The following is a 15254-nucleotide window of genomic DNA, read 5'->3' as shown; positions in this document are numbered from 1 at the left end:
CATTTTCACCAACGGGGGTGAGCCGGTGTGGATGCGTAGACGGAAAGACACCCGCGGTGACCTCGCCCGGCGACTGAAAGCCCTGGTGGACCTGGTCGACCAAGCGATACTGGCGCAGCCCGACGCGGAATCGGTCATCGCCGACTGCTGCCGCCCCGGCGACGCCTCGGCGGCCGTGGCCCGACGAGGCGGGCGGATCATCAGCGAGTACGCGTATCTCCACGAGTCCGCGGTGGAACTGCTCGGCGACGAAGGCCCCGGCACGCTCCCACAGCGAGTGATCGAACTGTTGATGTATCACGCGGAAACCGTGGACGAGGCCCTGAAACTGGCGTTCCCCCGATTCCCGTGCGCCACCTGGCAAGGCCACCAGCACGCCGGACTCGGTGTGCCCGCGCGGACACTGCGGGAGGCGAGGGTCGCGCTGGAGATGTGGATCGGCGAGCTCGCCGATGACTGACTTTCCATTGTGGACGGTGACTTTCGGGGTGGGCGGGCTGGCGCGCCATGCCTCTCCTGTCCCGCAAGGTCCTCATCGCCACACTTTCCGGACTCGCCGCTTCTGGACTAATGACTGCCTGCTCGCCGCTCGGGATTGCCCTTTTCGTTCGGACTGGAAAGATTGTTCGCTCGCCGCTCGGGCAGGCCGCCAAGAGGGAGTCCTTTTGTTGGGTGTTCCTGGTTGTTTTAGTTGTCTTGGTCGTGGCGTCTCCCTCCCGTATGGCCTGCCCAAGGGAATCATATCTGCCAGGCGGGGTCCAGCTTGGGTTCTCGGTCCGTATCGCTTCCGCTTCTTGTTAGGTCCCGTAGGCGGACCTCGGTTGGGTTTCGTGAGTGTGGACCCCGCCTGCCAGATATGATTGGCTCCGCCCAGGCCATACGGGAGGGAGACACCACTCTGGGCCACCACTATCGGGTGAAACAGATTATGCAGCACTCGTTTCCCTACTTCTCCGATAGAATTGAGGTATGTCCACCACGGCCCCACTCTGGCAAACCAGCACCACCGAGCTGGTCAACGCCATCACGGCCGCAGAAACAGAATACCGACAAGCATACGCCAAAATCCTCCACCTCACAGCCGAACTAGACAACCGCGGAGACGCAACCAAACTCGGCTACTCCAACACAGCCGCACTCCTGATACACATCACCCGAATCAACCGCACCGACGCCCGACACCGCCTCGCCCAAGCCAACGACCTCCACCCCACCACCACACCCACCGGATCAGTGATCGACCCGGTACTGCCGCAGACCGCCGCCGCGCTCGCGCGCGGCGAAGTCGGGTCCGAACACGTGGACGTCATCCGCAAAACCCTGGCGGACCTACCCCACCTGGACACCGAGCAGCGGGCCATGGCCGAGCAGGTGATGTTGGACCGGGCCGCCGAGGATGACCCGAAAGCCCTGACCCGATTCGCCTCCCGAGTCCGCGACATCGTCGACCCCGACGGGCCACCACCCCTCGACGATGAACCGCAACGACCAGCACGGTCGCTGCGGCGACACCTCCGGCGCGACGGCACCCTGGAATTCACGGGCCATCTCGACCTCGATGCAGCGCAACTCTTCGAAAACCTCCTCAAGCCGTTCGAGAAGCCGCACCCGGAAGGCAACGACACGCGGGGCTATGCCGAGCGGGCCGGTGATGCCTTCGCCGACGTGCTGAAGATGGCCGCCCACAGCCCGGACCTGCCCACCCACAACGGACTCCGCACCGAAGTCGCCGTCACCATCACCTACAAGGAACTGCAGGACGCCCTCGACAACGCGGTCCTCACCGACAACACCTCGCTCACCGCACGCGAGGCCCGCCGCCTCGCCTGCGACGCCAGGATCATCCCCGCCGTCCTCGGCACCGACTCCCAACCATTGGATGTGGCCGTCCCGGCTTACACCACCCCAGCCCACATCCGCCGCGCACTGGTCCTCCGCGACCGAGGATGCAGCTTCCCCGCGTGCGACCGACCCGCCAACGTATGCGACTCACACCACGTCCTCGAATGGCGAAAAGGCGGCCCGACCAAGCTGAAAAACCTCGCACTCCTCTGCGGTCATCACCACCGATTGATCCACCACAGTGACTGGCAAGCCAAAATGGTCAACGGCAGACCCCAGTTCATTCCCCCACCATATGTGGACCCGTCACGCACCCCCAGACGCAACCACATCCACGGCCCCCTCCCGAGCGCGGCATGACATCCACAGCCGCGCAAGCGAATCACACCCACACACCGGAAAAGCGCGTGCCCGCGCAACACACCCCGAGCCGGAGTGGGGTCTCCCTCCCGTATGGCCTGGGCGGAGCCAATCATATCTGGCACGTGGTGTCCGAACCCTCGAAAATCGTCCGGTCCGCCTACGGGAATCAGCAACAAGCGGGAGCCATACGGACCGAAACCCAAGCCGGACACCACGTGCCAGATATGATTCCCTTGGGCAGGCCATACGGGAGGGAGACGCCACGACCAAGACAACTAAAACAACCAGGAATACCCAACAAAGGACTCCCTCTTGGCGGCCTGCCCGAGCGGCGAGCGAAAAATCTTTTCAGTCCGGGCCCGATGGGTTCAGGCCCCGAAAGTAAGGTAGAGCCGGAACCGATCAGGGTCCAGGAGGCTTTCCACGTACTCCACGAATCGGCCGGTTTCGTCGCGGCTTACTCGTTGGGTACGCAGGAAGTGGTCGTTTTCGGGGCGGTTGAGCAGGGTTGCGTCTTCGGGGGTGAGGCGGGTCAGTTCGGCTGATTCTTCGCCCATTTCGGGCATCAGGCCGGCTGCTCTCAGGTCGTCGTAGATGTGGTCCGCTGTTCCTCGGGTTGGCAGGTCTCGGAGGGGGCCGATGGCTGGGATTCGGCTTCGTTCCAGGGAGATGGGGGATCCGTCTACTATGGAGCGTACGCGGTCGATGGCGATCAGGGCCGGGTCGCAGTCCAGTCGGGCGGCCAGGGCCGGGTCGTCGATCAGTTCCAGGCGCACCAGGGTGGTCACTGTGGGCACGCCTTGTTCGGCCAGGGCTCGGGTCCAGCCGAGGCGGTCGTCGATGGTCCGGTTGTCGAAGGTGACAAAGGAGCCTTTGCCGGAGTGGGTGGCGATCAGGCCCTGGTTGCCCAGTTCGGTGAGGGCTTGGCGGACGGTGTTGCGGCTGACGCTGAACTGGGCCGCGAGCGCGTTCTCCCCCGGCAGTTGCGCGCCTTTCGGGAGCCGGCCGACCCGGATGTCCTTGGCCAGTTGTTCGACGATCCGCTCGTGCTTGAGGTGTCCGCTCACCGCTCCTCCTGCCCCTTGACCCGACCACGGCCGAATATGTACGTCACGGCGAACCCGGTCACGAGGGCCACCAGGACCCCCAGGTTGGCGCCGGACCAACTGTCGCGCAGCCCGAGCGGGCCGAGCAGGTATCCCTGCCAGTGCAGCCAGTCCGCCGACGTGTTGGTGACCAGACCCCAGCCGGCCGCCGTGCCCACCAGCACGGTGGTTATCGGCAGCCACCGGACGTCGCCGTACCGGCCGGTGGGGAGGTACAGGTCCGTGTCGGCGTAGTCGCGGCGGCGCAGGGCGATGTCGGCCAGCATCACGCCGCACCATACCGCGATGGGCACACCGAGTGTGATCAGGAACCCGGTGAACTGGCTGAGGAAACTGCCGGCGAAGAACACCACGTACACGGTGCCGAGCACGACGACCACGCCGTCCACAAAGGCGGCCGCCCAGCGCGGCAGCCGGACACCGACCGCCAGCAGGGTCAGCCCGGACGAGTAGATGTTCATCACCGCCCCGCCGACCAGGCCGAGCACGGCGACCAGCGCGAACGGCACGAGATACCAGGTGGGCAGGATCGTGGCGAGCGCGCCGATCGGGTCGACCGCGATCGCGTCGTTCAGGTCCTTCGACGACCCGGCGAGCAGCAGCCCGAACACGAGCAGCGCGACCGGCGCGAGCGACGACCCGAACGCCGTCCAGCCGATCACCCCACGGCTGGACGAACTCCTTGGCAGGTAACGGGAGTAGTCGGCGGCCGCGTTCACCCAGCCGAGCCCGAAGCCGGTCATCAGGAACACCAGCGCGCCGATCACGTTCTGCGCGGACCCACCCGGGATCGCCGAAACGGCGCCGAAGTCGATGCGGTCGGCGACGAAACCCATGTACACCACGGTCAACACGGCTGTGACGACCGTGATCACGGTCTGCATGCGCATGATCAGCTCGAAGCCGAGCACGCCGCCCGCCACCGTCAGCACAGTCACCACGGCCAGCGCGATGATCTTCGTCGTGGACCCGCCGCCCCATCCCAGCCGGTCGAACACGGTCGACGTCGCGAGCGTCGCCAGGATCGTGAGGACCGTCTCCCAGCCGACCGTGAGCAGCCACGAGATCAGTGACGGCAACCGGTTGCCTCGCACCCCGAACGCGGCCCGCGACAACACCATGGTCGGCGCCGACCCGCGCTTCCCCGCGACCGCCACGAATCCGCACAGCAGGAACGAGACCACGATGCCCACCACACCGACGATCACGGCCTGCCAGAACGAGATGCCGAAGCCGAGCGCGAACGAGCCGTAGCTCAGGCCGAGGACGGACACGTTGGCCGCGAACCACGGCCAGAACAGCTGACGCGGGGTGCCTTTGCGTTCCTCGTCGCTGATGACGTTGATCCCGTTCGCCTCCACCTGGAAGGCGCCGCGGCCGACGTGCGGCTCGGTGGTGGTGTCCAACGCCATCGGCCCGCTCCCAGATCCGGCACAGACCTGTTCAATTCCTTTGAAGCTAGGCCGATCAGCCCACGCCGTCAAGGTCGACTTACCAGCCCGGCCGCCGGTGATCAAGCGGGGCCGCCCAGGAACTTTTCCCGACTTCCCAGGGGCTCGCCCTCTGGTCCGTGGCGCCCGGCTGATCGAGCATCGCGCGGGAAAGCTAGGGGGCTTCAAAGCATGCGGTTTCTTCGGAGGATCCACGGTCGCGGCATGGTCGCCGGACTGGCCGCAGTACTGGTGGCCGGCGGCGTGGCCGTGATCGGGCTGACCCAGGGCAACGACGTACGAAGTGCGCGCCTGCTGTCCGGTTCGGCGTGGCTGGCGTCGGCCAAGGTCGGCCAGATCACGTTGCTCGACGGGGCGTCGGCGGAGGTGTCGGCGCAGGTCAAGGTCGCCGGGCCGGGCGACGCGCTGACCGTCGTCCAACAGGGGTCTACAGCGTACACAGTCGACCAGTCCACCGGGACGATCCGTCGGGTCGACGGCGCCACCTTCACCGCGACACCGCCGGCCGCCCCCATCGCCGACGTGCACGGCAGCGGCCTGAGCGTGGTCGCCGGCCCGTCGTCCCTCTACACCCTCGACACCACACGCGGCCTGCTGGCGAGCACCGACCCGAAGACCCTGGACCGGCGGGGCGAGATGCTGTCGGTCGCCGGCAGGCTCGCGGCCGGAACGGTCACAGTGGACGACACCGGCACCCTGTGGGCGGTCGACACGGTGACCGGCGACGTCAACCGGGTCGCCGGCCAGGACAGGACGATCCGCCCGGGGGTGGTCAAGCCCGGCAACAGCGTCATCACCATCGCCGACGGCCACCCTGTCATCGTGAACCTCACCGACCACAAGGCGGTCAGTCTCGACGGCGACAACGGCCGCGTCACCGGCACGCTCGACCTCGACCTGCGCCCGGACGACCAGATCCAAGTCAGTGGCTCTCGGCACGCCGAACGGATCTATGTGGTGGCCGCGCGTGGCGTGCTGGACGTGTGCGACCTCGCGGAGTCCCGGTGCGACAGCGCGATCCCGCTGAACGTGGGCAGCGACTTCGGTCCGGCGGTGGAGGCGGGCGACCGGGTGTTCGTGCCCGACTACACCACCGGCCAGGTGTGGGTGATCAACCTGCGGGACTCGCGGGTGATCGCCAAGCCGAACGTGCTGGCGCCGAAGGTTCGGTTCCAGCTGATGACCCGGGACGGCCTGGTGTTCTACAACGACACCAACTCCGACCAGGCCGGTGTCGTGCGGTTGGACGGCGGCGTCACCACCATCAGGAAGTACGACCGGGACAATCCCGACAAGGGCCTCAGCCAGTCGGGCGACGGTGTCCAGCCGTCCGGCCGGCAGTCCCCCGGCGCGCCGGGTTCGGCGAACCCGCAGCCGGCCACCGGCCAGTCCGGTGCCAGCCGATCGAGCCCGTCGAGTCAGTCGGTCGACACCAGGGTTCCCGGTTCGAACGACCCGCGGCACCCCAGCGACCCACAGCCTCCCCAAGACCCGGGGCACCCGAACGATCCGCAGCCGCTCAACTTACAGATCGTGGTGGACAAGTCGACCCCCACGGTCAACGAGCCGATCAGCCTCACCGTCACCGAAGCCTCCGGCGTGCCGCCGCGCAGTGCACATTGGACATACGGCGACAGGGACACGAACGACGGCGTGACCACGAACCACAAGTGGGCCACGGCGAGGTCGGAGCCCTACATTGTCTCGGTCGAGGTGACGATGCCGAACGGCCAACAGGGAACGAAGTCGGTCAACATCATCGTGAGCGAGGTCCCGAAGTACCGGCTGACCGTGACCGCGCCGTCGGGCGGATCCGTGACCGGCGGTGGAATCGACTGCCCCACCCATGCGTGTTTCGTCGACCTGGAGAAGGACGTCCAGATCACGCTCACCGCGACCCCGGACGGCAGCCACGTGCCCGGCAGTTGGGGCGGCGCCTGCCACAGCTCGGACACCACGTGCGACGTGCGGATGGGTACGCAGCCGGTGACTGTCTCCTACTCCTTCAATGCCAAGCCCGAACTTGTCCGGCTCACCATGGCCGTGTCGTCCTACGGGCACGGGTCCGTCGCCGCCGGCGGCGTCGCCTGTCCCCCCACGTGCGGCGTGGACGTTCCCAAGGGCCCGCCGGTCACCCTCACCCCCCATCCGGATCCGGGTTACGTGGTGGACTGGTGGTCCGGTGACTGCAAGAACGCGGGTGCCACGTGCTCGCTCACCATGGATGGTCCGCACAGCGCGACGGTGTCGTTCATAGTGGAGCCGTTCAAGGTCGACATCGTGAACACGTACGACGGCGTGGGTTCGAACCAGGGCTCGGTGGACGCCGGCGACGGCCGGGTCTGCCCACCGACATGCCACTACACCCTTTCGCGCAACGCGGCCGGGGCGCAGCTGGAGTTCAAGGCGAAGGTCGGCAACTCCTCCTTCAAGGGCTGGACCGGTGACTGCGAACATGTCGGCACGTACCCGACGTGCTTCGTGAGTCTCAACAAGGACGTGTCCGTGGGGGCGAGGTTCGGGCCGCCCTAGGGTCCGCGCAGGCCGTCGATCATCACGTCCAGGAGCTTGTCGGGGGTGCCGCCGGGCTCCATCTGGATGAGCAGGTTCATGAAGGTGGCGACGTCGACCAGGTCCACGTCCTGCCGCAGGGCGCCTTCGGTCTTGGCGTCCCGCAACAGCTCGTCCAGCAGGTCGGCCCAGTCGTCCCGGGCGCGCGCCAGATCCTGGTCGGCGCGCACCGCGGGCGGCATGCCGTGGCACAGCGCGTCGTACAGCAGCCCGAGCCGGATCTCCGCCCACTCGCGGAGGTACCTGCCTAACGCGTGCCACGCGTCCGACTCGGCCTCGCGGGCGGCGTGCAGCATCTCCGTCAGCCGGCCGACGACGTCCTGGCCGACCGCGATGATCAGGGAGTCCCGGTCGGGAAAACGGCGGTAGAGCGTGCCCACGCCGACACCGGCCGCACGGGCGATGTCCTCCATCGGGGTGTCCGGGCCGCGGGTGATGAACAGGATGCGGGCGGCGTCCACGATCTGGGCGCGGTTACGCAGGGCGTCGGCTCGCATCGTCTTCATTCGAACTCCATGTGGACGGATTCCTTCCGGTTAGTGTAGCGTGGCGACCAAACCGGAAGAATTTCATCCACTTACGAGGTCACCATGCGCATCGGCCTGCTCCAGGACGACATCGGCAAGACACTGGCGGCGAACATCGCCGAGATCCGGGCCGCCACCGCGGGCGGGATCACCGACTTCTGGCTGGCCGACCGGCTGGCGTGGGAGCCGTTGACGCTGATCACGGCCGCCGGCCTCCAGGTCCCGGAGGCACGGTTCGGCACCGGCGTGATCCGCAGCTACCCGCGGCACCCGCTCACCCTGGCCGGCCACGCACTGTCCACCCAGGCCGCCATCGGCAACCGGCTCACGCTCGGTATCGGCCCCAGCCACGAGGTCATCACCACAGGCCAGTACGGGTACGCCTTCGACAAGCCCGCGCGACACCTGCGTGAGTACCTCACCGCGCTGATTCCGTTGCTGCGCGGGGAAGAAGTCGCGTACCAAGGGGAGACGATCGTCGCGAACGGACAGGTCGGCGTGCCCGGGGCGGAGCCGCCGCCGGTGCTGATCTCCGCGTTGGGCCCGCAGATGCTCAAACTGGCCGGCGAACTGACCGACGGCACCATCCTGGCGTGGGCTGGCTCGAAGTCCATTTCGGACTACTTCGCCCCGGCGATCACCCGGGCCGCAGCCGGCCGGCCGGCGCCGCGGATCGTGGCGAGCGCGCTGATGGCGGTGACCGACGACCCGGACGGCACACGGGCACAGGTCAACAGCGAGTTCGGCATCGCCGCGACGTTCAGCAGCTACCGTGCCGTCTTAGACCGCGACGGCGCCGAAACCGTGGGTGACACCGTGGTCGCGGGCGACGAGTCCTTAGTACGCAAGGAGATTCAGCGGTTCGCGGACGCGGGAGCGACGGACTTCGTCGCGATGCCATACGGATCCGAGGAGGACAGGAAACGAACCATCGAGCTGTTGTGTGACCTCACGTCCTGAGCCTGGTCAGCCCGCGCAGCACCCGCTCCAGCAGTTCCATGTCCGGGCTGCTGTCCGTCTCGTACACCACGATCAGCCCGAGCCGGGCCATGTCGCCGAGCAGCACCTTCACCACACCCAACGGGATCCGCAGCAGCGCCGCCACCTCGGCGACGGACTTCGAGTGCCGGCAGAGGTCCACCACTTCCTGGTGGTCGGACGACAGGTCCGCGTCCAGTGCCTTCACGGACGCCGACACGAGCGTCTCGATCTCCAGGTGGAGGTCCGACTTCGTGCGTCCGCCCGTCCACGCGTACGCCCGGACGATCGACGCGTTCTCCATCTCGAACTCGTCGACGGCCGGCTGCACGGGCTGGGCCGACCTCGGTGCGGGTGAAGGCCGCGCGGCCGCGCGACGGGGGCGGTTGGTCAGGCTGAATCCGTTGAGCACGTCGGCGAAACTGTCCTCGTCCGCGCCCACGGACCACCTCCTCAGTGTGCTAGCGCCGGCCGGTGCCGCTCAGCTCGGCCCGCAGCTCGGGCGTGAGCATCTGGCCGACCTGGTCGACCAGCACGGTCATCTCGTATGCGATCTGCGCGATGTCACAGTCCCGGGCCGCGAGCACGGCCAGGCAGGAACCGTCGCGAATGGACGTGAGCAGCAGCACGCCCTGGTCCATCTCGACGATCGCCCGGTGCACGGTCTCGGCGCCGAGGCAGCGGGCCGCGCCCTGGTTGAGGCTCACGATCCCGGCCGCGATCGCGGCCATCTGTTCGGCGCGGTCGTTCGGCAGACGATGGGATGCGGTCAGCAGCAGGCCGTCCACCGAGATGACGACGGCGTGCGCCACTCCTGCGACGCGCTCGGCGAAGTTGTCGACGAGCCATCCGAAACGACTGACTTGACGAGTACGGGTCGGCGTCTCCGTCATGGTTTCTCCTCCCCCATGGGGCCGTTGCCGGCCCCGTCGGCCTTGCTCAGGCGGACGCCCGCCTGGAAGCTGGTCAGGAAGCCACGGGCCCGTTCCGCGTTCACCGGCCGCCGGGGTGCCGCCGGGCGGGCGGTGTTGGTGGTGGCGGTGTTGGCGGCAGCGCGGGCGGGTGCCTGCAGGTTGGCCTGCGGGACGCGTTTGGGCAGCTCACCCGGTTTCTGCGCGGGCAGCGGCTTGACCACCGGCGCGGCCACGCGCTGGGTCGGCGGTTCCGCGGCCGGCCCGCCGGCCAGCCAGGCGAAGCCCTGCTCCGCCGGATTCGCGGTCATCGGCGGTGGCGGCGGGTCGTCGGACCGGAACAGGATCGACGCGGGCGACTTCGCGACCGGCAGCCGCGGCAGCTCCACGAAGATCCCGACCGACTTGAGCTGCGCGGCCAAGCCCCGCTCCGCCGGTCCGGACACAGACCCGGAAACAGACACAGGCACGGGTGCGGGCTTGACGTCCAGGGTGCCGGTGACCTTCCTGGGCTCCGGTTCCTTCGTGGTGGCGATCAGGTCGACGGGCACGCGCACAGCCGCGACCAGCCCCTCGGAGTCCCGACGTGCCAACGTGACCTGGATGCCGTGCCGGTTCGCCAGGCTGCCGACCACGAACAGGCCCATCTGCCGGGACACTGGCGCGTCCACACCGCCGCCCGCGGACAGCTTGCCGTTGGCCTCGGCCAGTTCGGCGTCGCCCATGCCGATGCCGTCGTCGACGATCTCGACCACCACCGAGCCGCCGTCCTCGCGCCGGCCGGAGATGACCACGTCGGTGTCCGGCGGCGAGAACGCGGTGGCGTTCTCCACCAGCTCCGCGATCGAGCGGACCAGGTCGCCGGCGGCGTAGCCGAGCACGTCCACCCGCGGCGCCGACTGGACCACCGCGCGCTCGTAATGCTCCACTTCGGACACCGCGGCCCTGAGCACCCGGGACAGCGGCACGTGGTCGGTGAACCTGCGGCCGAGGTCCGCACCGGACAGCACGACCAGGTTCTCGTTGTTGCGGCGCATCCGGGTCGCCAGGTGGTCCAGCTTGAACAGGTTGGCCAGCTGGTCCGGGTCGGTCTCCTTCTGCTCCAGCTGTTCCATCAGCTTCAGCTGCCGCTCCACCAGGCTCTGGCTGCGGCGGGACAGGTTGACGAAGATGTCGCGCAGGTTGCCGCGCAGCTTCGCCTCCTCCTCCGCGGACCGCACGGCCTGGTCGTGCACGGTGTCGAAGGCGCGCGCCAGCTGGCCGAACTCCTCGCGGGTACGCACCGGCACCGGTTCGATTTCCGCCTTGCGGCCGGCTCGGATGTTCGCGACCGCTTCGGGTAGCCGGGTCGACGCGACGTCGAGCGCGGTCTTGCGCAGCGTGTTCAGCGACCGCAGCAGGTAACGGCCGACGACTCCGCCGATGGCGGCCGCGAGCAGCACCATCGCCAACAGCAACACCGACTGAGTGCCGGCCCGGCTGCTCGTGGCGTCCTGCAGCGACGACGAGGCGTTGCGCAGTTGGGTGGCCGCGGTCCGGGTCACCTGGGTCATCAGGCCGGAGGTGATGTCCGACGTCGAGTTCCACTCCGGCGCCGCGAACGGCATAGTCGGCTTCCCCGGGCCGCGTCTGGCCTGCGGCTGGCCGGTGCGGGCGAGCGCGACCAGGTCCAGGCGTCGCTCGACGTCCTTGCCCGTCACGTTCTCCAGGTACTGCTGCCAGAGGTCGGTGGGCGCGACCGAGTGCACGTCGCTGACCCGGTCGGCCAGCCGGACGTCGGCCTGGATCAGCTGCTCGGTCTCGATCGGGGTCAGCTCGCCGCGGCGGATCGCGGCGAGCACCAGCGCCTGTTGCAGGGTGACCTGTTCGCGGGCGGCCTGCAGGTCGAACAGGGCCACCGAGTACCCGGTCAGCTCCTGGTCCGGGAACCGGCCGACCAGCGACCGGTCGAAGTCCAGCACGGCCTGCGTGACGTTGTCGTAGCCGTTGAGCATGACCGTTGACTCGGCGCCGGACCGCACCTGCTGGCGCAGGCCGGTGAGGGTGCCGAACGCCCGTTTCAGGTTGGTGTAGCCGGCGTCCGCGGTGGTGCCGAGGTCCGGCGTGTCGTGCACCAGCTTGTCCAGCCCGGCGACGTTGACGTCCACGCTCTGGGTCTGCTGCTCGTAGGTCAGGGCCAGGTCGGGCAGCTGCATCGCGAGGTTGCGCTCGCGCTGGATGGTCGACAGCGTCGGTACGAGCTCAGCACGCAGCGCGGCGAGGCGTTCCACGTCGCCGTACGAGTTGGCCAACGCGACGTCGGCCTGCACCCGCAGGACGCCGAGGAGCACGGCACCGACCACGGGCACGACGAGGACGGCGCCGATCTTGACCAGCACTGGCCAGTTCCGCCACTGCACGGCGGCCGCCGCCCACGACCGCCGCCGCCCAGTCACGAGAACCTCGGAAATAATGGGGACATCGCGAGCTAACCTAAGTAACTGTCGCCCATTTGTTCAAGTATCAATTATGCGACGAGTCATCCACGTTCCGTAAATGGCTCAAGCAACAGACCAAGTAATCCCGTTGGAACTTTTCACACCACATGTGTATACAGTTAACATGTAACGTGATCCGGAAAATACGCTGCTTGACTGGGCTGAGGTCGCCGCCTAGCTTGACTGCCTACTCGATCGTGATCACCAGCCGGGCCCGCGGAGGACTCCGATGAAAACCGTGCCGTCCTTTTCCGAGGACCATGATTTTCCGCCGCCCGAGGATCCCGGTCCGGACTTCACGGCAATCCACCGCAGCCCGGAATTCATCGCGCTGCGCCGGCGGCTGACGCGTTTCGTGCTGCCGATGACCGGCCTGTTCCTGACCTGGTACCTGACGTATGTGCTGCTGGCCGCGTACGCGCACGACTTCATGAGCACCCGGGTGTTCGGGAACATCACCGTCGGCCTGCTGCTGGGATTGTCCCAGTTCCTGACCACGGTAGCGATCATGCTCGGCTACCTGAGGTTCGCCCGGCGGACCCTCGACCCGGCGATCGCCGAGCTCAGGGCGGGTCGATGAGGGACCTGCCGCTGGCCGCCGCGGCCGGCAGCCCCGGGGTCAACGTCAGCATTTTCCTCGGTGTGGTCGCCGTCACATTGTTCACCGTTTACCGCGTGAACAGCCGAAATGCCACCGCCGCGGACTATTACGCGGCCGGCGCCCGGTTCACCGGCCTGCAGAACGGCATCGCCCTGTCCGGCGACTACCTTTCCGCCGCGTCATTCCTGGGAATCGCGGGTGCGATCGCGGTGCAGGGATACGACGGTTTCCTCTTCTCAGTGGGCTTCCTGGTCGCCTGGCTGGTGCCGCTGCTGCTGGTCGCCGAGCGGTTCCGCAACACCGGCCGGTTCACCATGGGCGACGTCCTCAGCTTCCGGATGCGCCAGCGGCCGGTCCGCGCCGCGGCCGCCAACGCCACCCTGGTCATCTCGTTCTTCTACCTGCTCGCCCAGATGGCCGGCGCCGGCGCGCTGGTCGCGCTGCTGCTGGACGTGCACAGCACCGGCGGCCAGGCGCTGGTGATCGGCGTGGTCGGCGTGATCATGATCAGCTACGTCCTGATCGGCGGGATGAAGGGCACCACCTGGGTGCAGATCATCAAGGCCACCCTGCTGATCGTCTGCGTGGCCCTGATGAGCGTCTTCATCCTCGGCAAGTTCGGCTTCAACGTGTCCAACCTGTTGGGCAAGGCAGTCGAACAGAGCTCGCTGGGCCAGGCCGCGCTGGAACCCGGCGCCAAGTACGGAAAGTCCGGAACATCCAAGTTGGACTTCGTGTCCCTCTCCTTGGGACTCGTCCTCGGCGCGGGCGCGCTGCCACACGTGCTGATGCGCTTCTACACCGTGCCGAACGCGCAGCAGACGCGCCGGTCGGTCGTCTGGGCGACCTGGGTGATGGTGCTGTTCTACCTGTGCACCCTGGTGATCGGGTACGGCGCCAGCGCGATCGTCGGCTCCACGGCCATCGCCCAGGCGCCGGGCGCGGAGAACTCGGCCGCTCCCCTGCTGGCGTACCACATCGGCGGCGAAGCACTGCTCGGGATCATTTCGGCGGTCGCGTTCACCACGATCCTCGCCGTGGTCGCGGGCCTGACACTGACGGCGTCGGCGTCGTTCGCGCACGACGTGTACGCGAACGTGATCAAGCACGGCCGGCCCGAGCCGGGCGCCGAAGTCCGGGTGGCCAGGCTGACCGCGGTGGTGATCGGCCTGCTCGCGATCGGCGGCGGCATCCTCGCCACCGGCCAGAACGTGGCCTCACTGGTGGCGCTGGCCTTCGCGCTGGCGGCGTCGGCGAACCTGCCGACGTTGCTTTACACCCTGTTCTGGCCGCGGTTCAACACCACGGGCACGATGTGCTCCATCTACGGCGGGCTGGGCTCGTGCCTGCTGCTGATCCTGTTCTCGCCGGTGGTGTCCGGCACGCCAACGTCGATCATCCCGGGCGTGGACTTCGCCATCTTCCCGTTGAGCAACCCGGGAATCGTGTCGATCCCGCTGTCGTTCCTGCTCGGCTACCTCGGCACCCGGTTCAGCCGGACACGTCCGCAGGAGCAGGACCGACACGCGGAGATGGAAGTGCGGTCCATCACCGGGATCGGCGCCGGCTAGGGCTTGCGGCCGACGGCTCCGTGGACGAGCCGTTGCACCGGGGACAACGGCCGCAGCCGGGGGCCGTCCGGCCACCAGTCGGCGAGCGTCACCATCCCGGGCTCCAACAGCTCCAGGCCGGCCATCATGGCCACGGCCTGGTCGGGTGTGCGCAACCAGCAGGGGAAGCCGGCCTGCCGGTACACCTCCGTGACCTGCTGGGCGAGCGGTGCCAGCTCGTGGTCCGGCCCCGGGTCGGACATCTGCGCGAGGGCCAGGTACGAGCCGGACGGCATGGCGTCGATGTACGCCGCGACGATGCCCGCCGGGTCACGCCGGTCCGACACGTGGTGCATGGTGCCGACCAGGAAGAGGGCCATCGGCACGTCGAAGTCGATGTACTTGGCGACCGTGGTGTTCTCGATCACCTGCTGGGGCTGCCGGAAGTCCGCCTCCGCCATGTGGGTGCGGTCGTTGTCGGCGAGCAGGGCCCGGCCGTGCGCCAGCACCGCGTGATCCATCGCCACGTACACCATGGTGGCCTCGCGGTTGAGGCGCTGGGCCACCTCGTGCGTGTTCTCCGACGTCGGCAGGATCGCGCCCAGGTCGACGAACTGGCCGACGCCGATGTCGCCGGCCAGGAATCTGGTGACCCGCATGGTGAACTCACGGATGTCCCACGACGCTCTGCCGAACTCCGGGTCGAGCGCCAGCAACTTGTCGCGCACGTCGCGGTCGGCCTGGAAGTTGTCCTTCCCACCGAGCATCGCGTCGTAGACGCGGATGATGCTCGGCCTGGCCGTGTCTATCCGGACGGGCGTTGCCCGTGAGTCATCACCCCGAGTCGTCATCCCCTGGTTCCCGTCATGCCTGTGGA

At 67.9% G+C, this 15254-nt stretch carries 13 protein-coding genes; 6 read left to right on the top strand and 7 right to left on the bottom strand.

The features are described from left to right. Positions 1 to 31: 31 nt before the first annotated feature. Positions 32 to 460, top strand: a complete 429-nt coding sequence (locus EV192_RS39025) for a hypothetical protein (protein WP_132123663.1) — start codon at positions 32 to 34, stop codon at positions 458 to 460. 509 nt (positions 461 to 969) lie between these two features. Further along, positions 970 to 2202, top strand: a complete 1233-nt coding sequence (locus EV192_RS39020) for an HNH endonuclease signature motif containing protein (protein ID WP_132123662.1) — start codon at positions 970 to 972, stop codon at positions 2200 to 2202. Between the two features lie 371 nt (positions 2203 to 2573). On the opposite strand, the gene EV192_RS39015 is transcribed toward EV192_RS39020, so the two are convergent. Then, positions 2574 to 3272: a GntR family transcriptional regulator gene (locus EV192_RS39015; RefSeq protein WP_132123661.1), complete on the bottom strand. Its 699-nt coding sequence runs from the start codon at positions 3270 to 3272 to the stop codon at positions 2574 to 2576. Beyond that, complete coding sequence (locus EV192_RS39010) at positions 3269 to 4723, bottom strand: purine-cytosine permease family protein (protein ID WP_132123660.1); 1455 nt, start codon at positions 4721 to 4723, stop codon at positions 3269 to 3271. The genes EV192_RS39015 and EV192_RS39010 overlap by 4 nt, the downstream gene beginning before the upstream one ends. 243 nt (positions 4724 to 4966) lie before the next feature. On the opposite strand from EV192_RS39010, the gene EV192_RS39005 reads away from it, so the two are divergent. Next, positions 4967 to 7294, top strand: a complete 2328-nt coding sequence (locus tag EV192_RS39005) for an InlB B-repeat-containing protein (RefSeq protein ID WP_132123659.1) — start codon at positions 4967 to 4969, stop codon at positions 7292 to 7294. Here the strand turns inward: EV192_RS39005 and EV192_RS39000 are convergent. Continuing rightward, positions 7291 to 7839 (bottom strand): TetR/AcrR family transcriptional regulator, encoded by a 549-nt coding sequence (locus tag EV192_RS39000; protein WP_132123658.1) that lies wholly within the window; start codon positions 7837 to 7839, stop codon positions 7291 to 7293. The two genes, EV192_RS39005 and EV192_RS39000, sit on opposite strands and share 4 nt — an antisense overlap. A gap of 84 nt (positions 7840 to 7923) precedes the next feature. Here EV192_RS39000 and EV192_RS38995 point away from each other — a divergent pair, with 84 nt between their 5' ends. Further along, positions 7924 to 8820, top strand: a complete 897-nt coding sequence (locus EV192_RS38995) for a TIGR03564 family F420-dependent LLM class oxidoreductase (RefSeq protein WP_132123657.1) — start codon at positions 7924 to 7926, stop codon at positions 8818 to 8820. Here EV192_RS38995 and EV192_RS38990 read toward each other — a convergent pair. From EV192_RS38990 to EV192_RS38980, 3 genes are read right to left on the bottom strand one after another with little or no spacing between them, the layout of a single operon-like run. After that, positions 8810 to 9280 (bottom strand): DUF742 domain-containing protein, encoded by a 471-nt coding sequence (locus EV192_RS38990; RefSeq protein ID WP_132123656.1) that lies wholly within the window; start codon positions 9278 to 9280, stop codon positions 8810 to 8812. The genes EV192_RS38995 and EV192_RS38990 overlap by 11 nt on opposite strands. Positions 9281 to 9299: 19 nt before the next feature. Beyond that, positions 9300 to 9731, bottom strand: a complete 432-nt coding sequence (locus tag EV192_RS38985) for a roadblock/LC7 domain-containing protein (protein WP_132123655.1) — start codon at positions 9729 to 9731, stop codon at positions 9300 to 9302. Then, positions 9728 to 12184, bottom strand: coding sequence for a sensor histidine kinase (locus EV192_RS38980; protein ID WP_132123654.1), 2457 nt, complete (start codon positions 12182 to 12184; stop codon positions 9728 to 9730). The genes EV192_RS38985 and EV192_RS38980 overlap by 4 nt, the downstream gene beginning before the upstream one ends. 271 nt (positions 12185 to 12455) lie before the next feature. Here EV192_RS38980 and EV192_RS38975 point away from each other — a divergent pair, with 271 nt between their 5' ends. Further along, positions 12456 to 12806 carry a DUF485 domain-containing protein gene (locus tag EV192_RS38975; RefSeq protein WP_132123653.1) on the top strand — a complete coding sequence of 117 codons (351 nt, stop codon included), beginning with the start codon at positions 12456 to 12458 and terminating at the stop codon, positions 12804 to 12806. Then, the gene (locus tag EV192_RS38970; RefSeq protein ID WP_132123652.1) at positions 12803 to 14398 is read left to right on the top strand and encodes a solute symporter family protein; all 1596 of its coding nucleotides are present in this window, start codon (positions 12803 to 12805) and stop codon (positions 14396 to 14398) included. Before EV192_RS38975 ends, EV192_RS38970 begins: the two co-directional genes overlap by 4 nt. Here the strand turns inward: EV192_RS38970 and EV192_RS38965 are convergent. Continuing rightward, positions 14395 to 15228: an SAM-dependent methyltransferase gene (locus tag EV192_RS38965; protein WP_132123651.1), complete on the bottom strand. Its 834-nt coding sequence runs from the start codon at positions 15226 to 15228 to the stop codon at positions 14395 to 14397. The two genes, EV192_RS38970 and EV192_RS38965, sit on opposite strands and share 4 nt — an antisense overlap. Between the last annotated feature and the right edge of the window lie 26 nt (positions 15229 to 15254).

The organism is Actinocrispum wychmicini (genome assembly GCF_004345645.1).
GTDB classification, from domain to species: domain Bacteria; phylum Actinomycetota; class Actinomycetes; order Mycobacteriales; family Pseudonocardiaceae; genus Kibdelosporangium; species Kibdelosporangium wychmicini.
This window is presented reverse-complemented; position numbering and strand designations above follow the sequence as displayed.

Coding starts and splice junctions, on each gene's coding strand:
- EV192_RS39025 (WP_132123663.1), top strand. CDS start 32: ATGCGTAGACGGAAAGACACCCGCGGTGACCTCGCCCGGCGACTGAAA.
- EV192_RS38995 (WP_132123657.1), top strand. CDS start 7,924: ATGCGCATCGGCCTGCTCCAGGACGACATCGGCAAGACACTGGCGGCG.
- EV192_RS38970 (WP_132123652.1), top strand. CDS start 12,803: ATGAGGGACCTGCCGCTGGCCGCCGCGGCCGGCAGCCCCGGGGTCAAC.
- EV192_RS38985 (WP_132123655.1), bottom strand. CDS start 9,731: ATGACGGAGACGCCGACCCGTACTCGTCAAGTCAGTCGTTTCGGATGG.
- EV192_RS39010 (WP_132123660.1), bottom strand. CDS start 4,723: ATGGCGTTGGACACCACCACCGAGCCGCACGTCGGCCGCGGCGCCTTC.
- EV192_RS39005 (WP_132123659.1), top strand. CDS start 4,967: ATGGTCGCCGGACTGGCCGCAGTACTGGTGGCCGGCGGCGTGGCCGTG.
- EV192_RS38965 (WP_132123651.1), bottom strand. CDS start 15,228: ATGACGACTCGGGGTGATGACTCACGGGCAACGCCCGTCCGGATAGAC.
- EV192_RS39020 (WP_132123662.1), top strand. CDS start 970: ATGTCCACCACGGCCCCACTCTGGCAAACCAGCACCACCGAGCTGGTC.
- EV192_RS39000 (WP_132123658.1), bottom strand. CDS start 7,839: ATGAAGACGATGCGAGCCGACGCCCTGCGTAACCGCGCCCAGATCGTG.
- EV192_RS38975 (WP_132123653.1), top strand. CDS start 12,456: ATGAAAACCGTGCCGTCCTTTTCCGAGGACCATGATTTTCCGCCGCCC.